Raw genomic sequence first — 18,111 nt, 5'->3', positions numbered from 1 at the left:
TTATTTTTTTTCGGCGAACCCGTTTGCGATGGCGACGATGACTTCTGTCGCCTTCACCATGTTGTCGACAGAAATGAATTCGAATTTCCCGTGATAATTTTCGCCACCTGTGAAGATGTTCGGTGTCGGTAATCCCATGTAGGACAGCTGCGAACCGTCCGTTCCGCCACGGATCGGCTTGATGATTGGTGTGATACCACGCGACTCCATTGCAGCATGCGCGATGTCAATGATGTGCATGTGCGGTTCGATTTTCTCCCGCATGTTGTAGTATTGATCATTTAATTCCATTTCGACACTACCGGCGCCGTACTTTTTGTTCCATTCCTCGACGAGCGCCGTTAAGAAGTGTTTTCGTGCCTCGAAGTTATGGCGATCGAAGTCACGGACGATGTAGTGGACGATCGTCTTTTCGACGGATCCATCAAAGGAAATTAAATGATAGAAACCCTCGAACCCTTCCGTGAACTCGGGCGCTTCATCACCCGGCAAGCGGTTTTGGAAGGCCATCGCGTGTTTTTGTGAATTGACCATCTTATCTTTTGCTGTACCTGGATGAACGTTCGTTCCATGGAACGTGATTTTAGCACCTGCCGCGTTGAAACTCTCATATTCGAGTTCACCGAGTGGTCCACCGTCGACGGTATAAGCAAACTGGGCATCAAATGCTTCGACATCAAAATGATGCGGTCCGCGACCGATTTCTTCGTCAGGCGTGAAGGCGATACGAATCCGTCCGTGCTTCATTTCCGGATGGGCAATCAAGTAAGCCATCGCCGTCATGATTTCGGCAATCCCGGCTTTATTGTCGGCGCCGAGTAATGTCGTCCCGTCCGTTGTCATCAGAGTATGCCCGACGTAGTTCGTCAAGGATGGGAAATCGTTCGGTGACAGTACGACGGGAATCGCGTCATTTAAGACAATCGGTCCTCCATCATATGCATCGACGAGCTGCGGATTGACGTTCGTTCCTGTAAAATCCGTCGCCGTATCGAGATGGGCGAGAAAACCGATCGTCGGAATGTCGGCGTCTGTATTCGCAGGGAGTGTCGCCATGACGTAACCATTGGCGTCGACCGTGACATCCGTCATGCCGATTTCTTTTAATTCTTCAACGAGAAGACGAGCGAGTGTCCACTGTCCTTCCGTCGTCGGGACGGTCGTGCTTTCATAGCTGGATTGTGTGTCGATTTTTGCATATGTAGTCAATCGACGAATCAAATCTTGTTTCAATGAAAAAACGTCCTTTCTGAGTTGAGTTACGTTCATCATATCATGAAGCGATAATATTCGAGTATTCTGAACCATGATAAAATGGGAAAGAAAAAAGGGGGAGTACAGATGAAAGCATTTGTTGTCGATCAGTATGGGACAGACGCTACGTTAACAGAAAAAGACGTCACACTCGCTGAAACGGGGCATTACGATTTACGCGTTCGTGTTACGGGGACGAGCTTAAATCCACTTGATACGAAGATGTTTTTCGGTCATGTGGCAGCAGCTCCGACAACTGGAATTCTCCAGGGCGATGTAACGGGGGAAATCATCGAAATTGGATCGAGTGTGACGACTTTTTCTGTCGGCGATCACGTCATCGCCTTCGGAGGCGGATTAGGCGAACGATCCGGTGCACTCGCGGAAGAGATGCTTGTCCCGGAAAGCATGGCCGTCTTAAAACCAGCAGCACTGCGTTCGGAAATTGCCGGATGCCTGCCCGTGATTGGTTTAACGGCGATGGAGGCTTTAAAAGAACGGGCTATGGTTCAACACGGGATGCGACTGTATGTCGTCGGTGGAACAGGTGGGGTTGGTCATCTCGTCGTTCAGCTTGCAAAACATTATGGATGCGACGTGACGGCGAGTGCCGCGAATGATGAAAAAGCGAACTGGCTAGAAGGACATGGGATACAAGTCCATCGGTATCGCGACGAAACGAGTGAAGCGCTACTCGAACGTGTTGCGCCTGACGGTTTCGACGTCGTCATCGATACGGTGGGCGGTGATCATTTACAAGAGTCGTTCGTCTTAGCGAAGGAACGCGGGAAAATCATCTCAATCGCGACACGGACGACACAAGATTTGACGCAAATGCATAGTAAGGCATTGACGCTTGAAGCCTTATTCGTCGCATTGCCGTTGTTAAAAGGAAAAGCAGATGAGATGCGCCGCCAACAAGAACACCTTACGGAAGTCGCCGGTTTAGTCGCGGACGGAACGATTGAACTTCGAATCGATTTGCGTGTCCCGCGCCAAGTGGAAGCGTTAAACGAAGCGTATAAAACCTTCGACCAACACTCGCATTTCGGAAAGGTCAGCGTATATGATGTGTAATCAGAATGTCGACTAACCTAAAAGATTCGGCGTTTGGTTTATTTTTCCTTTTAATACAAAAAATAATTCTGCTAATCGATAGAAGATTAGCAGAATTATTTGTTTTGAGCTTATTTACGGCGGACAAGAACGGCTTTACGTTCCGCTTCTTTCATCGAAGGATGCTCCGGAAAGTCTTCAAGCGAGGAACTTTCCCAAACGATTTCGTACGTTTGACGAAGTTTCTTGAAAGCTTGTTCGACCATTTTCATGAAGCGCTGTTGATCAAATAGCTGACAATCCGTCGTGATCAACAACAGTCCACCGCGATGGGTCATATGAATCGTTTGTTGGATTAAAGCGGGTAAATCGACTTCGGCACGGAAATGGCGTACTTGTGTTTTGACGAGTGCCGGTGGATGGACGATGACAAAATCAAAACGTGTTTTCTTATCAGCTTGATCGATGTAATCAAACGCATCTTGGACGAGGATCGTTTGCGCCGCTGGATCAAGCTGATGCAGTTCAAGTTGTTCAATCGTCTTGTTCCGGCTCCGGGTCGAGAAATCGACGCTCGTCGTCTCAAGCGCTCCACCAAGCAGCGCAGCGGCTGTCAACGTCCCTGTATTGGAAAACAGGTTCAAGACATTTCGTCCTGTCGCATGTTGTTTGACGATGGCACGAAGGTCGCGTTGGTTAATGTCGAGACCCGTCCGCATGCCAGCGTCCAGGTGATAGAGAAGCGGAAGACTGTTCTCCTCGAGGACTTCCGGGAAATCTCCCCGTTCACCGGCTAAGAAATCATCGCCTTTGACGGGTTGACCATCAATTTGGAAGGCACGTTTTTCGTAGATGCTCTTAAAGTGGATTAACGACTCAAGGGCAGAGACGATTTCCTGCTTAAATGAATAGATGCCTTCATTTTCGAACGTGATCAAGTAGTGGTGATCAAAACAATCGATTGTCAAACCACCGATGCCGTCACCTGAACCATTGAAGACACGGAACGTATCGATGAGTTCGTTCTCAAAAAAGGCATCGCGCCGGTCGAGAGCAACCTCGATTTTTTCTTTAAAGAAGACGTCATCGATTTCTTGAATCTCGTCCGTCGAGAGCAACCAGCCGAGTCCTTTTTCTTGCTTGCCAAAATAGCCGGTCGCAAGGTATTCTTTATCTTCTGTAGTCAGCCGGAGTAACGCACCAGCTTCTTTGAGGTGGTTACTTTTTTGGAACAGTTCTTTATACAGTAAAGGCTGACCCTTTTTGATTTGTTCGACAGCCGTCGCTTTGACGACGACAGGATAGATTTCGCGTGGCACGTGAGTTCCTCATTTCTAATTGTGGATAAGTAGTCAAATTATAGCATAGGAAAAGTTGTCCACATGTGGATAATTCAAATCGATAGATATTTAACATGTCCTTCGTCGGTTTCTGTGGATAATTCAAGATGATCCAGGTGGAGATAATTTAAGTGAACGTTCTTCAATCGAACCTTATCTTTCCATGCGTGTCGAGTGAAGGAAAGGTTCTTCTTTGAAAACAAACTTTTTACTTGAATTCGCGATAGATTTCTAAATTCAAAAAACAGTTCTGGCCTTTTCGATAAGAGTCCGATATAGTGAGAATAGGTACTTTAACCGTGAGGTGAAATCGATGAAAATTAATGAACGTGGAAGAGGAAAATTTCGTCCTCTTAAGAGTTATGAAAACAGTGATGTGAAGAATATTCTGTTTGAAAAAATCTACGAAGAAACAAACTTAATCATTGAAAACAATGAAGAAGAAACTTTTTTTAATACAATCAAGCGATCAACGACTTCCCATAGTGTGATTAGTCTTTTTTCAGGTGCTGGTGGTTTAGATTTAGGTCTTGAACTAGCCAGTTTAGTGAGTCTTCATGGAGAGGATGTTGTTCAAAAGGCATTTCACTCTAAAGAAAAATTTAAGCAGCTGATTGCTAAAGGAACAGTTACAGAAACTATCTATTCCAATGATATTTTTAAGGAATCTGCTATCACATATAAGACTAATTTTTCGAATCATGTGATTCAGGATGAACGTGATATTCGAAAAATCAAATATTTTCCTGATTGTGATTTGATATTAGGGGGATTCCCATGTCCAGGTTTTAGTTCAGCAGGCCCGAGATTGATTGATGATGAACGAAACTTTTTATATATCCACTTTATTCGTGCAATCATTCAAACAAGACCTAAAGTATTTGTTGCAGAAAATGTTAAAGGATTATTGACCTTAGGAAACGGTGAAGTGGCTAAACAAATCATCGAGGACTTTGCTTCTGCTGGATATAGCATCAAATATCAATTAGTAAACGCCCGAGATTATGGTGTGCCGCAATTACGAGAACGAGTTTTTATTGTTGGAGTACGAGAGGGTATTGATTTTGACTATGAGTTTCCAGAGCCTACACATGGGCCTTCACGTCAGCATGAATATGTTACTTTGGCAGATGCGATTTCCGATTTGCATCCCAATCCTTCTGATGTCTACAGCGGTGGATTCTCTTCGATGTATTTATCGAGAAATCGTAAAAAAGAATGGGCGGACCAAGCTTTTACGATTCAAGCTTCGGGAAGACAAGCCCAACTTTGGCCTGGCGGAGACAGAATGATGAAAATCGGAAAAGATGAATGGAAATTGGTTGGCGAAAACCGAAGAATGAGTGTGAGGGAATCAGCTAGAATTCAAACGTTCCCTGATTGGTGGGAATTTTATGATGGTGGCAATATGAGTACACAATTAAATAATCGTTTGGATAAACAATATAAGCAGATTGGGAATGCGGTACCTGTATTACTTGCACTTCGAATTCTTCAACCGATTACCGACTGGTTAAAAAACGAAGATATCGTAAAAACGAAGTCTAACAAACAACTTGAATTGTTTTGACGATAAGCAAGAAGTTGATACACAACTTATCTTCGCACATGTCGTCACGCTTCCTTCACTCGCTTTCCTCAGGCGAGACACAAGCCAACCGCTCTGCCCGAGGGGACACAGCGGTGGGTCTTGTTCGTCTCTGACAGCGCAAGTAATCTTGCGCTTTTTCCTGTAGGAGTCGCGTGAAGCGCGTGACTTTGTCTAGAAGGTCAAAGAAGGGATTGCCGTCTTAAATCGATGGTAATCCCTTCTTTTTTTAGCGTTGCGTTCAAAATTAACTAGATTTACCCTAGGCTCTTTTTTGATAATACGAATTTTAAAAAATAGGTCGTTCACAAGCTAGCTTTAAGGAAGACCAACCGTGAGTCGCACCTTCACTAAATTTGACACGTAGTCGAATTTCTTCTTGATTGCCATCCCAAGATAACCGTGTTGTTGTAGGCGTTTTTTGTTCGACACGAATCTGTCCATTCACTTGGATATGCGAATGAATGCTGCAGGTATTTTGTTGGTAAAACGATATGACAGAAGTGTTTGTACCAATCATATTCTTTAGACCGAGTTCGAGTGAGTGTTGGTTTGCATTCATGAGATGCGCTGTGACTTGACTCGACACGATAGTAAGTACTTCTTTTCTAGTCAACCTTCCAGAAGAATAATCTTCTTTTATACGAGCGATAAATAACTGCATATCGTCATAAATATCGAAGTAACTATAGGATAAGATGCTTCCGATTCCAGGATTCTTCAAAGTCATCATCATATTTTTCTTTTTTAATGCTTTTAAAGAGAATGGAATTTCAACAAAGTTATCTGAATGAAGAACAGTTATGACGATATCTGCCGTTTCAAGATTATTAAAAATGTAATTCCCGGCAACAAGTTGAATTTGTTGGATGTCGTAGTGTGTATCAAAGTGTTGGTCTAAGAATTCTAAGATCGTGAAGTATGTGGTACTTGAGCAAATGAACAATTCGTTGAGAGTAGTGGGACTGACATCATGAAAGTACTTATCGAAGGTCTCTCTTACTAAGGCGGCATCTACGATATCAATCGAGGGGCGATGCTTAACGAATTGATAAATGAGAAGTGTCTCATTACATCTTCCGATTGCATTACTACTATTTTTTTTAGGTCGAGGTGCGTGTGTTGCAATTGAATTCTCAAATGAATCTAGCCAGAAAGAATTCGCACGCATCCGTTGCTTTTGAAGATTCTTAGGTGAATGCTCGTTTTCAACTAACTTGGTTGCTAATTTAATCGATGAAAATAGTGAAGACTCAAACTTAAATCGTAATTCTAAATCAAAGTCATCGACGGTTAGATGAATGGAAGAATTGTTTTTCTTTAAGATATTGATTGCTTTAAATGTATCGAGAAAAGTCTGTTGAAGAACGATATCAGCGACATCTATTTTGTCTTGATTCAAGACGACCTTGTATTCTTCAATCATCGAGAGTTGCTTGAATCCTTCGAAAATCGAAGTTTGGTTATGATTCATTGCCTCAAGAAGGATGGAGTAACAATGATCGCGAATACGTTCTAAGAACATTAACCGATATTGTTTGATGTCGTTTTCTTCGAGCGTTAGCCCACGAACTACTTTTTTTAATTCCGCATCCGACAAATACAGATGAGGAAATCTATTTTGTAAAAGAATATGTTCATATAAAAATCGTTGTTCTTGAGAGATGAGAAAACTTAACTGTTCTTGCGCTTCGGGAAGAGCAAAGTACTTATGTAAAAATGATTTGGCACCAGGATTTTTCAGTTGAATTTTTCCGTTTTTTTTGATGGAGAATAGATGAACGGGAACAGTTTTATTTTCAAGATAAAGGTACAAATCGGGATGATGATCTGGACGTGAGAAATCGAACTTCGATTTTACGTCTTTTAGATTTTTAAAATATGAATTTAGGATATGTGCTACTTTGAAATCATCATCAGAGATTTCTTGCTGTGTCAAAGATTCATTAATAATTAATCTTCGTAAATAATGAGCAATCTTTTTTGTATGAGAGTTACCTGATTCTTTTTGATTGTTTGACATAAAATGAATCCTTCCGAAAAAATCGACTAATATCAACGATGATTGAAATATTACTAGTAAAGAAGTAGTATCAGTATGATTAAAAAAATATCAGACGAATAATTTATCAATAAAGTTCTTATCATGAATAATGTACCATTTTTTAGGAAGGAGAGATTGATTTTAAGTAAAGTATGCTAAAGAAATCGTATGTTATTTATGATTTGATCTATGCAGCATATATTTTGTTTGTTATAATGAATTAAATTAGTGGTACGAAAGGACGTTCGTATTTATGAGAACTGAAAATAAAATGAACACAATCGAGTTATTCGCGGGCGTCGGCGGATTTCGAGTAGGACTAGAGAAGGCCAACCCCGATATGTTTAAAGTCGTATGGGGAAATCAATGGGAGCCTTCTAAAAAAGCACAGGATGCTTTTGCTTGTTATACATCTAACTTTATAGAAGGAATTCATTCCAATGAAGATATTACAAAAGTAAGTGACGAATCTTTTAAAAATCTTGATGCGAAATTAGTTGTTGGTGGATTCCCTTGCCAAGACTATTCAGTCGCAAGAAGTTTATCTGGTGAAAAAGGAATTCAAGGTAAGAAAGGTGTACTTTTTTGGGAAATTAAGCGAGTGATTGAAGCAACTTCGGCTAAATATGTTCTATTAGAAAATGTCGATCGTTTGCTTAAGTCCCCTGCTAGTCAAAGAGGACGTGATTTCGCAGTCATGCTTGCGACTTTTCGTGACTTAGGCTACAAGGTTGAATGGCGCGTCATCAATGCGGCTGAATATGGACAAGCACAGAGAAGAAGGCGTGTATTCATCTTTGCGACACGAAACGATTCTGGCTTTTCAAAAGAACTCGAATCATATGAAGCAGAAGATATTCTTTTTGAAAAAGGATTCTTCAGTCCGGCCTTCCCGGTCAAACATGAAGTCATTAAAAATCGTAAGCTGATTGGAAAACTTCCTGAAGACATCGTTGAAATTTCAGATACATTTTCTGCATTATTCCATAATTCAGGTTATATGGAAGATGGTGATTTTTACTCCATCCATACTGAGCCGGTTTTCGAGAAACCAGTTCTACTCAAAGAAATCTTACAACCTGAAGAAACTGTCCCCGAGAAGTTCTATCTGAGTGAAACTGCGATAGAAAAGTTTAGTTTCTTACGTGGTGCTAAAAAGATTGAACGAACATCTGCAGATGGTCACAAGTACATTTACTCCGAGGGCGGCATGTCACCGATAGATGATTTAGATAAGCCAGGACGCACGATGTTGACGAGTGAAGGTACGACGAACCGAAGTTCCCATGTAGTCGAAGTGGACGGTAAGCGTCGCTTCTTGACACCTCTCGAGTGTGAACGACTAAACGGATTCCCTGACAACTGGACGAATACGATGAGCGACCGGATGCGTTATTTCTGCATGGGCAATGCTTTAGTAGTTGGTTTGATTGAACGAATGGGAAAACGAATTGAACAACTTGAACACAAATATATGGATGAAATTCCTCTACAAGAAAAGCTGTTTTTGAATAATTAATATGTGAAATTCTTTGCAAGAATTGAACATATTTTCTAATTTTTTTTGTGAGTTACTAGTATGTAAAAAACATGCCCTGATATTAAGGCGCATGTTTTTTTCTTCTTTAGAAATAAATGAAATGACATATAAAAATTAACTTTATTTTATCTACTTGGAAATAAAAAAACTTGAAGAGCACATCTTCAAGTTTTTTTATGCATAATTCTGTGCATATTAGGCTAAAAGCAACTATTAAAGCTTTTTTGAATGAGTTTATCTAGATTTTTAACCTAAGGTTATAGCGGTCTTGAATTTTTTTTGAAGGAAGTCTTTGTTCAGCATGAAACAAGTTTCTCTTGTGTCATCAAGAAACCGATCATAAACACCACCAGCGCTACTTTTAGGTGCGATTACAAGTTTGTATTTATTGCTCACATCTGAAGAGGCTGTTGGAAGAAAAGATACATCATTTTCGTCAATTGCTCTTTTTATCATATTATATGTTTTTCCGAAGTCCATTAAATCCTCATTAGTAAATCTAAATTTGTAAAGCTTTTCTAAAATTCTATTGCCGTTTTCTAATTTCATACCGTTTCTTAATCCAAAATATGCAATATATATGAAAGTAGTTTCTTCAAAGAAACGTTTCCATTCAGATTGATTCCATGGAAGTGAAAAGTCTGATAGTTGCAAAGTGCTAAAGGTAGCTTTCTCAAGAGGCTGGTCGTCTCCACCAATAGGGATATTTTTTATTGAAACTTTAGATTTTCTGAATAAATCATTATCTTTTCCTACTAATCTATCTGAAATCATTTTACTTATGTTTTTAGGGGGATTATTATAATTTTTGTTTTCGAGTTTTTTAGGATATTCATTTGGCTTAACCCTTTATAAGCTTCTACCCGTCCCCAAACAAATTTCTCTGGACTTAAATAAAAGGTAGACTCGTCTTGTTGTAAAATTTTATTGTCCTTACTCGAAATACCGGAGGATTGTTCGAATGACGCATATTTAATTCCTTTAAAATCCAAATTAATAATAAAATTAAACATTTAAATCTCCTTTTTTGAATTTAATTGTAAAATACATTATTGAAATTATACTATATCTAATCACGAAAATGCTTTAAGAGCAAAAAAAAAATTTGATATATAAAATATTTCGTTAGGTATTCTAAAATTCATTTTTCTGTTTTGAGAGCTAATGAGTAAAAGACTATGTAGCTTTTTTTCTATTTTGAATGAAATAGCTAAGATTTTTTTATATCGATTTGATTTGTAATTAAAAATACGAAGAGTAGATCTACCATTTCGCTACGCCACTCTAATTAAAATAAAAATCTTGAAAGAAATTATAGAGGTATTGCTAAGGAGGTTTGATTAGGTGGCTATTAAAAATAAAAATTTAAGTAAGGTTCATGGAAAAGATACGAAAATGGAAATTCGCGTTAGAAAAGAGCTATGGAAACGAGGACTACGGTATCGCAAGAACTATCGGAAACTTCTTGGAACTCCTGACATCGCATTCCCGAATCTAAAACTTGTCATTTTTTTGGATTCATGTTTTTGGCACGGATGTCCGAAACACTATAAAGAGCCGAAATCGAATATCGAGTTTTGGAGAAATAAAATCAAACGAAATCGTGAAAGAGACAAAGAGCAAACTGAACATTATCTATGTGAAGACTGGACGATTTTAAGATTCTGGGAACATGAAGTAAATACAGAATTCAATCGCGTCATCACTGAAATCATCAAAAAACATGAAGAATTAGCAAGACATCCGAATAAAGAGATAGATAGTGACATCAACGACCCCTTGGAAGAAGAGATTGATTTTGGTAATCCATGTGATTGATACAAGAAAATCAACTTGATTCAATGTAATTCGACTTTCGTTAACGAGATATTTGATTTTATCACATTGTTTGGATAGGGTAATATTGTAAAATGGATAAAATTAAAATTTCGAAATGAAAGTGAGGGAATTGGATTGGATAAATTCTATTATGATTCGAAAGATCCGGCAGATATAGAACGACATGCGAAAGGACTTATCGGAAAAAGTTTTCGAGAAGTCATGCCAGAAGCGACTGAAAATCGTTCCTCAAAAGGAAATCTAGGTACACTTCTTGAGGAACACTACTTCGGGTATAAGCCGAATTCCGAGGCGGCACCAGATTTTGCTGATGCTGGTGTAGAACTGAAGGTCACACCTTATAAAGAATTGAAAAGAGGTAAAAAATTCTCGGCCAAGGAACGTTTGGTCTTGAACATCATCAACTATCAAGATGTAATCAAAGAAGAATTTGATAAAAGTAGTTTTTATCACAAGAATCAACTGTTGTTGATGGTTAATTATCTTTGGAAAGAAGAGTTAGAGAGGTTAGATTATCCAATCACGCATGCTCAACTTTTCCAATTCCCTGAATCGGATTTAGAGGTCATAAAAGCAGACTGGGAATTCATTGTTGATAAGATAAAAGCAGGACAAGCGCATCTATTGTCTGAAGGGGATACAAGTTATTTAGGTGCCTGTACGAAAGGCGCTAACAAAAACAGTCTTCGGTCACAACCTTATTCAGAACGTATGGCGATGCAGCGAGCTTTTTCCTTAAAAGGGTCTTACATGACAGTCATTCTAAATGAATATATCCTAAAGGGTGTCACTACTTATAAAAAAATGGTCGATGGATTAGGTGGCCGTAGATTAGAAGAATGGATTGTCGAGCGGATGAACGGTTTCACGGGGATGACCGTAGAGGAGTTGGAACATCGTTTCTCGGTTGATTCGACTGCAAAATCTAAGCTTTCCATGTTGGCTTCTCGAATGTTGAATGATACTTTTGACGATGCCGGGAAGTCAGAAGAGTTCCAAAAAGCAAAAATAAAATTGAAGACCATGCGCATTGGTATGAAAGGTAAATTGAAGGAAGAGATGTCGTTCCCGAACTTTAAATACACAGAGATAGTTAATCAGACCTGGGAAGAGTCAGATTTGAGAGAAATGTTCGAAACGACAAAATATTTATTTGTTGTTTTCAGAGAGATTAATGCGGACGAATATGTATTCGATCGGGTAGTGATGTGGAATATGCCGTTGAAGACGTTGGATTCAGAAGTTAAGGTTGTTTGGGAAGAAACCGTTAGAAGAATTCGGAACAATCAAGCGGATAAACTTCCTAAAAAATCAGAGTTCAGCGTTTGCCATGTTAGACCCAAAGCCTTAAAAAAATCAGATACATATCCTACCCCGTTCGGAGGAGCAGAGACGAAAAAATGTTTTTGGTTGAATCGAGAGTATATTCTTCAAGTCATCAATGGGGAAGCTTGATAAGTACGTCGAGGCATTTAGCATATCGATAAAAAATATTCATTATTAAGAGCAATACGAGGCCGCGCATTCATGTAGAAGGTGCGGTCTCGTATTCGATTAAGCTTCGACTTCAATCATCGCTTCAAGCGAGACTTTTACATTTCCTGCAAGCGCACGGGTAATCATGCACGAACCTTCCGCTTTTTCCGCAAGGCGACGTGCCATCTTGACCATTGCCTCTGTCGTATCGGCAGGTAAAATCAACGTGGGACGATGAATGATTTGATCATACGTAAAGACCCCGTTCGTCACATCGACGATGCCTTCAGACTCCATCGTCAGCGATACTTTTTTGATGTTGCTGCGCTCGAGCATCGCGGCAAGCGTGATGATGTAGCAGGTCGCGGCTGCGCCAAGTAACATTTCGTCCGGATTCGTTCCGACGCCAGGACCGTCCATCGCTTCCGGAATCGAAATCTTCGTTTTTAAGTCACCGGTCTCGATGTCGCCGATGTCATTTCGGTTTCCCGGCCAGTCTGCTGTTAAGTGAAAATGATGTTTCATTTCAAAATCGCCTCCTCTGTTGTTATCATACGTGTTGTCTTTTTGATTTTCGCGCTATTTGCTCATGAACAAGCCCCCGGTCATCTTGCGACCGAGGGTTTGCATGGCGTTAACTAAAGATTTGATCGATTTTTTTAATGTCTGCATCCGTCAGCTCGACTTCAATCGTTCGGAGCGTATCTGTTACTTGGTCGGCACGTTTTGCACCAGGAATGATGGCATCGATGCCATCTTGCGCAAGGTACCAAGCGAGGACGACATGCGCGACGTCAACCTCTTTTTCTTTTGCAATCGGGCGAAGTAGCTCGACTTTTGCTAAGTTGTCTTTGAAGACATCTTCTTGGAAAAGGGGATCCTTCGCACGTAAATCATCGAACTTCGTATTTTCATCATATTTTCCGGCAAGTAATCCGGCAGCGAGCGGGAAGTACGGAACAAATGAAATCCCGTGTTCGCGGATATAAGGCAGGATTTCTTTTTCTGCATCCCGCTTGAACAAGTTGTACTCGCCTTGATATACGTCGACGTGCCCGTCTTTATTGGCTTCTTTTAATTGTTCGAGTGAGAAGTTCGAGACACCGATCGCTCGGATTTTTCCTTGTTCCTTTAATTCGGCAAGTGCAGCGACTGCTTGATCTTTTGGTGTCGCTTCATCTGGGAAGTGGATGTAGAACAAGTCGATGTAATCCGTTTTTAAACGCTTCAGGCTCTCTTCGACCGACTGTTTCAAAAACTCGGGTGAGTTATCGATGACGACCTCGTCGTCGACGATTTTGTGCGCGCCTTTCGTTGCGAGGATGACGTCTTTGCGTTCGACCGTCTCGCTCCACGTTTCACCAACAAGTTCTTCTGAACGTTTTGGTCCGTAAATAAAGGCCGTATCTAAAAAGTTGATGCCGTTCATCAAGGCGACACGGACTAAATCGCGTCCTGCTTGTTCATCGAGATTCGGGTAAAGGTTATGCCCCCCGACGGCATTTGTTCCGAGACCGATCGGGTGAACCATGAGATCTGATTTTCCGAGTTTGACTTTCGTATCCATAAGAAAATTCCTCCTTAGACGATATCGAGCGATTCTTTTTTAGTTGGAGCAGGGAATGCTTCATCAAGTGCTGCGAATTCTTCATCAGTTAGTTGTAAGAGTGCGGCACGACCATTTTCTTCGACGTGCTTCGCCTGACCGGCTTTCGGAATGGCGATGACATCACCACTCCGCACGACGAAGGCGAGTAGGATTTGTGCCGGGTCGACACCATGTGTTTCAGCAAGGCGTTCAACGGTCGGGTGATCAAGTAGCTTCTCCCGGAGACTCCCGCCTTCTGCTAATGGGCAGTACGCCATGACTGGAATGCCGTGCTCTTTTAAAAGCGGCATCAATTCGTATTCAATCCCGCGTGAGCCAAGGTGATAAAGTACTTGGTTGACGGCACATTGATCGCCGTTTTCTAACGCAAGTAACTCTTTCATATCTGCGACGTCGAAGTTCGAGACACCCCAGCGGCGAATTTTTCCTTCTGCCTTCAACTGCTCGAGACCATCGATCGTCTCTTGAAGCGGGATGTCACCGCGCCAGTGGAGTAAGTAAAGATCGAGATAATCCGTCTTCAGGTTACGTAACGAACGTTCACATGCTTCGCGTAACTTGTCTCCGCTAGCATTATGAGGATAAACCTTCGAGACGAGAAACACTTCTTCACGTCGTCCTTCGATTGCTTCGCCGATTAATTGTTCCGATGCCCCTTCACCGTACATTTCTGCGGTATCAATTAATTCCATTCCACTGTCGAGTCCGACGTTCAAAGCTTCGATTTCCGCTTGTCGTTTTGTCGGTTCTTCACCCATGTGCCACGTTCCTTGACCGAATGCCCGAACGTGTGTTGCATCGGGAAATGCTACCGTCTGTTGTTTTAACGCGGCAAGTAGAATCGTCCGTTCTGTCTCATTCATTCTCGCTTCCTCCTCCAAAATTCACAATAATAGGCTTTACCACGGATGGATAAGAAAAAAACGTCAATCGTTTGTTTACCAATGCTCAAACAAAGGACCTGACTGGCCATAAACGGGGTCGGTCGATGGACGCTCGACGTGTTCAATCCGCTCGAGATTACCCGGTCGTTCGCAGGCTTCACCCGTCAACGTATCGTAGTCTTGACCATTCGGGTAGGCACCAACCACTTTGAAGCGACGACTCGTATCAAGCGCTTTATGTCCGGTTCCGGCAGGTAAGACGATGACATCCCCAGCAGTCAGCGTAAACGTTTTCCCGAGCGGTCCTCCAATCTGGATACTGGCGTGGCCCTCGAGAATACCGATGACTTCATGAGCGACACTGTGGTAATGATGGAAATCAAAAATACCGTCGACCCAGCTGTTTTGCCAATTGTTCGCACGGAAGGTCTTTTCGATGGCAGAAGGGTCTTCGAAGACATGACGATAAATCAAGACCGGGTAACGTGGATTATTTGGAATCACACCATCGTCCTCGAAACGAAAAAGCTCGATACTCATCGTGTGTACTCCTCTCTGGTGTCAAAAATGATACCATTTTTTACCCGAAATCGAATTAAATTAATCGTCTAGGCATCTTTATAGCACTTGCATAATCGAGGTGCTAAACTATGTAAGTTAACGAAAGTTGAAGGAGGAATTTACATGATCGCAATCGAAGCAAAATTAGAAGTTCAACCAGCAAAACGTACTGATTTTTTGGAGGCTACTAAAGCATTGATCGAAGGTTCACGCTTAGAAGCAGGAAACGTCAGCTATGACCTGTTCCAAAGCACAGAAGACGAAAATGTCTTCATGATGATTGAGAAATGGGAAGATCAAGCAGCAATTGAATCACACAACACGAGTGCACATTTCGGACAGTTCGTTGCATTTGCACAAACTGTTCTCGCTAAACCACTTGATGTTCAAATGTTCACTGCATAAGTAGGAGAAAAGTCTGGCAATGTCAGGCTTTTTTTTTATGTTTAAAGCGAACGAAAGTTCTCTTTTTTTGTTACAAAAAAATTAAAAGACCTCGAATACCTGTTACTTTTTCCAAAAATAGGGCATTATCTTAAGAGTAGCTAGATTCAGACTTGAGAGGAGGCAGCTAAATGAACGAACGTAAAGTCCAGGAAGATTCGTCTTCACGCTCTTTCTTTAAAATGCCTCATACATATGCCATTATCATGGGGATTTTACTGATTTCAGTTATCTTGACGTATACGTTACCAGCAGGTCAATTTGATCGTGAGAAACAAGATGGACAGACGGTCGTCATCGATGGTACATACCGGGCGGTCGAGTCGGCACCCGTTAATTTGTTTGGGTTGTTTGAAGCGATACCAAAAGGCATGGAAGCGGGTGCTGGCATCATCTTCTATATCTTTCTCGTCGGTGGTGTCTTCGGTATTATCCGTGAGACGGGAGCAATCGAATCCGGAATCAATCAATTGATTAATCGATTTGGTCAAAAGGGACATATCATGATTCCGATGACGATGTTTGTCTTTTCGGTTGCTGGAGCGACGATCGGCATGGCAGAAGAGACGATTATTTTCGTCCCGATCGGTATCATGCTCGCCCGGGCACTCGGTTACGATGCGATGACGGGCGCAGCGATCGTCAGTCTCGGGGCAGCGGTTGGATTTGCCGGCGGAATGCTTAATCCGTTTACGGTTGGTGTTGCACAGTCGATTGCCGAAGTTCCATTGTTCAGTGGGATTGGTTACCGGACTGCAATCTACTTGGCTTTTTTATTCGTGACGATTTTATATGTCATGAACTATGCCCAAAAGGTTAAAAAAAATCCGGAGCGCAGCTTAGTCTATGACTTAGAGAAACATCGGAAAGAAGAAGTAACGACAACATTTTCACGGTTTTCGAAGAAACATGCGTTCGTCCTCATCGTTTTGATTGGTGGCATCACACTGAATGTCATTGGAATCTTTGAGTGGGGTTGGTACTTAACGGAGTTGACGGCATCGTTCCTCATCATCGGTATGCTTGCCGGAATCGCGACGCTCGGTATCAATCGGACGTTCGAAAGTTTGATTGACGGGGCGAAAGCAGTGACGTTCGGTGCCTTAATCGTCGGCTTCGCACGTGCAATCGTCGTCATCTTGGAAGACGGTCGTGTCATCGACACAGTCATCTACGGTTTATCGAACGCCGTCGGACATTTACCGACGTCGCTTGCCGTCATCGGCATGTACATCGTCCAGTTGATTACGAACTTCTTCATTCCATCCGGGAGTGGACAAGCAGCGACGACGATGCCCATCATGGCTCCGCTCGCCGATCTATTAGGGATTGAACGACAAGTCGCAGTCCTCGCCTTCCAGTATGGAGATGGGTTGACGAATATGATTTTCCCGACGAGTGCCCATTTGATGGCATTCCTTGCAATCGCCGGCATTCCGTATGAAAAATGGTTACGTTTCGTTTGGAAGTTGTTTGCGATTTGGGTGACACTTGCCTGCGTCGCCTTGCTTCTCGCCGTCACCTTAGGCATTCAATGAACACCGACCTTCCGTGCAATGGGTGCGGAAGGTTTTTTTCGTGCAGGAATCGGGAACTTCTAAGACGAACGTTAGTTATAAGTTCATAAGGGGGATTTCAACATGACATATTCAATCGTTGGCTATTGTGAAAAAGAACAAGCATGGGGAGTCGCTGTTCAATCGAAGTTTCTTGCGGTCGGCAGCGCCGTCCCGTTTGCAAAAGCAGGTGTCGGAGCAATCGCGACCCAATCATTCGCGAATACGACATACGGTCCGGAAGGATTACGGATGATTTCTGAAGGGAAGTCGGCGGAAGAAGTCTTAAAATTGTTGACGGACGCGGACGAAGGACGGGCAGAGCGGCAAGTCGGAATCGTTGACGCAACTGGTCGGAGCGCAACTTTCACGGGAGACGCCTGTAATGACTGGGCAGGCGGAATTGCCGGTAAACACTTTGCCGCGCAAGGGAATATCTTAGTCGACGGCAACACGGTCAAGGAGATGGCCCGTGTGTTCGAGGCGACGGATGGACCGCTCGGTGAACGGTTGTTACGTGCCCTCGCTGCCGGACAAGCGGCAGGCGGTGACTCACGCGGAATGCAGTCAGCTGCGCTCCTCGTCGTCAAGGAAAACGGTGGATATGGTGGTTTCAATGACCGCTACATCGATTTGCGTGTCGACGATCACCCGAGTCCGATTCAAGAGCTCGAGCGGATTTATCAACTGCACACCCTTTACCTGCAACCAAGTAAACCGGAAGAAATCAAGCCGATTGATGATGCGCTTGAATCGGAAGTGATGGATAAATTACTCGAACTCGGTTACCGGGGATCGTTCGAAGAAGCTTTCCGGACGTACCTGCATACGGAGAATTTCGAGATGCGTGAGCATCAGGACCGTACGATCGATACACGTGTCCTTGCTTATCTCCGCGCCCAATGAGAAAAAGCTCTGCA

Annotated in this window: 16 protein-coding genes; 8 read left to right on the top strand and 8 right to left on the bottom strand. The window is 42.4% G+C overall.

Annotated features, from left to right (window positions below):
- On the bottom strand, positions 1-1,233 hold the full coding sequence (gene pepT / locus KNQ02_RS10540) for a peptidase T (protein ID WP_214766319.1): 1,233 nt from the start codon (positions 1,231-1,233) through the stop codon (positions 1-3).
- 108 nt (positions 1,234-1,341) lie between these two features.
- On the opposite strand from pepT, the gene KNQ02_RS10535 reads away from it, so the two are divergent.
- Positions 1,342-2,331 carry a zinc-binding dehydrogenase gene (locus KNQ02_RS10535; protein ID WP_214808452.1) on the top strand — a complete coding sequence of 330 codons (990 nt, stop codon included), beginning with the start codon at positions 1,342-1,344 and terminating at the stop codon, positions 2,329-2,331.
- 110 nt (positions 2,332-2,441) lie between these two features.
- Here KNQ02_RS10535 and KNQ02_RS10530 read toward each other — a convergent pair whose 3' ends face one another.
- Positions 2,442-3,629 carry a class I SAM-dependent rRNA methyltransferase gene (locus KNQ02_RS10530; protein ID WP_214808449.1) on the bottom strand — a complete coding sequence of 396 codons (1,188 nt, stop codon included), beginning with the start codon at positions 3,627-3,629 and terminating at the stop codon, positions 2,442-2,444.
- A 334-nt stretch (positions 3,630-3,963) separates the two neighbouring features.
- Between KNQ02_RS10530 and KNQ02_RS10525 the strand changes: the two genes are divergently transcribed.
- A complete protein-coding gene (locus KNQ02_RS10525; RefSeq protein WP_214808446.1) occupies positions 3,964-5,220 on the top strand; it encodes a DNA cytosine methyltransferase in 1,257 nt (418 codons plus the stop codon).
- A gap of 307 nt (positions 5,221-5,527) precedes the next feature.
- Here KNQ02_RS10525 and KNQ02_RS10520 read toward each other — a convergent pair whose 3' ends face one another.
- Positions 5,528-7,261, bottom strand: a complete 1,734-nt coding sequence (locus KNQ02_RS10520) for a hypothetical protein (protein ID WP_214808443.1) — start codon at positions 7,259-7,261, stop codon at positions 5,528-5,530.
- 274 nt (positions 7,262-7,535) lie between these two features.
- Here KNQ02_RS10520 and dcm point away from each other — a divergent pair, with 274 nt between their 5' ends.
- Positions 7,536-8,801 (top strand): DNA (cytosine-5-)-methyltransferase, encoded by a 1,266-nt coding sequence (gene dcm, locus KNQ02_RS10515; protein WP_214808439.1) that lies wholly within the window; start codon positions 7,536-7,538, stop codon positions 8,799-8,801.
- Between the two features lie 267 nt (positions 8,802-9,068).
- On the opposite strand, the gene KNQ02_RS10510 is transcribed toward dcm, so the two are convergent.
- Entirely contained in the window at positions 9,069-9,596 is a 528-nt protein-coding gene (locus tag KNQ02_RS10510) for a PDDEXK family nuclease (protein ID WP_214808436.1), read from the bottom strand.
- A gap of 570 nt (positions 9,597-10,166) precedes the next feature.
- On the opposite strand from KNQ02_RS10510, the gene KNQ02_RS10505 reads away from it, so the two are divergent.
- Complete coding sequence (locus tag KNQ02_RS10505) at positions 10,167-10,640, top strand: very short patch repair endonuclease (RefSeq protein WP_371816422.1); 474 nt, start codon at positions 10,167-10,169, stop codon at positions 10,638-10,640.
- 135 nt (positions 10,641-10,775) lie between these two features.
- Complete coding sequence (locus KNQ02_RS10500; protein WP_214808433.1) at positions 10,776-12,116, top strand: Sau3AI family type II restriction endonuclease; 1,341 nt, start codon at positions 10,776-10,778, stop codon at positions 12,114-12,116.
- A 99-nt stretch (positions 12,117-12,215) separates the two neighbouring features.
- Here KNQ02_RS10500 and KNQ02_RS10495 read toward each other — a convergent pair whose 3' ends face one another.
- The 4 genes from KNQ02_RS10495 to KNQ02_RS10480 all read right to left on the bottom strand — a co-directional run bounded on the left by KNQ02_RS10495 (position 12,216) and on the right by KNQ02_RS10480 (position 15,170).
- Positions 12,216-12,662: an OsmC family protein gene (locus KNQ02_RS10495; protein WP_088838217.1), complete on the bottom strand. Its 447-nt coding sequence runs from the start codon at positions 12,660-12,662 to the stop codon at positions 12,216-12,218.
- A 109-nt stretch (positions 12,663-12,771) separates the two neighbouring features.
- Positions 12,772-13,704, bottom strand: a complete 933-nt coding sequence (locus tag KNQ02_RS10490) for an aldo/keto reductase (protein WP_214808431.1) — start codon at positions 13,702-13,704, stop codon at positions 12,772-12,774.
- A gap of 14 nt (positions 13,705-13,718) precedes the next feature.
- A complete protein-coding gene (locus KNQ02_RS10485) occupies positions 13,719-14,609 on the bottom strand; it encodes an aldo/keto reductase (RefSeq protein WP_214766330.1) in 891 nt (296 codons plus the stop codon).
- Between the two features lie 75 nt (positions 14,610-14,684).
- On the bottom strand, positions 14,685-15,170 hold the full coding sequence (locus KNQ02_RS10480) for a cupin domain-containing protein (RefSeq protein WP_214808428.1): 486 nt from the start codon (positions 15,168-15,170) through the stop codon (positions 14,685-14,687).
- A 144-nt stretch (positions 15,171-15,314) separates the two neighbouring features.
- Between KNQ02_RS10480 and KNQ02_RS10475 the strand changes: the two genes are divergently transcribed.
- The 3 genes from KNQ02_RS10475 to KNQ02_RS10465 all read left to right on the top strand — a co-directional run bounded on the left by KNQ02_RS10475 (position 15,315) and on the right by KNQ02_RS10465 (position 18,097).
- On the top strand, positions 15,315-15,596 hold the full coding sequence (locus KNQ02_RS10475) for a putative quinol monooxygenase (protein WP_088838213.1): 282 nt from the start codon (positions 15,315-15,317) through the stop codon (positions 15,594-15,596).
- A 170-nt stretch (positions 15,597-15,766) separates the two neighbouring features.
- Positions 15,767-17,173, top strand: coding sequence for a YfcC family protein (locus tag KNQ02_RS10470; protein WP_214766334.1), 1,407 nt, complete (start codon positions 15,767-15,769; stop codon positions 17,171-17,173).
- A gap of 102 nt (positions 17,174-17,275) precedes the next feature.
- Entirely contained in the window at positions 17,276-18,097 is an 822-nt protein-coding gene (locus tag KNQ02_RS10465) for a DUF1028 domain-containing protein (RefSeq protein ID WP_214770202.1), read from the top strand.
- The last annotated feature ends 14 nt before the right edge of the window (positions 18,098-18,111 follow it).

The sequence above is a fragment of the Exiguobacterium sp. s102 genome (assembly GCF_018618635.1).
GTDB classification, from domain to species: Bacteria; Bacillota; Bacilli; order Exiguobacteriales; family Exiguobacteriaceae; genus Exiguobacterium_A; species Exiguobacterium_A oxidotolerans.
Note: the sequence above shows the minus strand (reverse complement) of the source record. Positions and strands in the feature narration are given on the sequence as shown.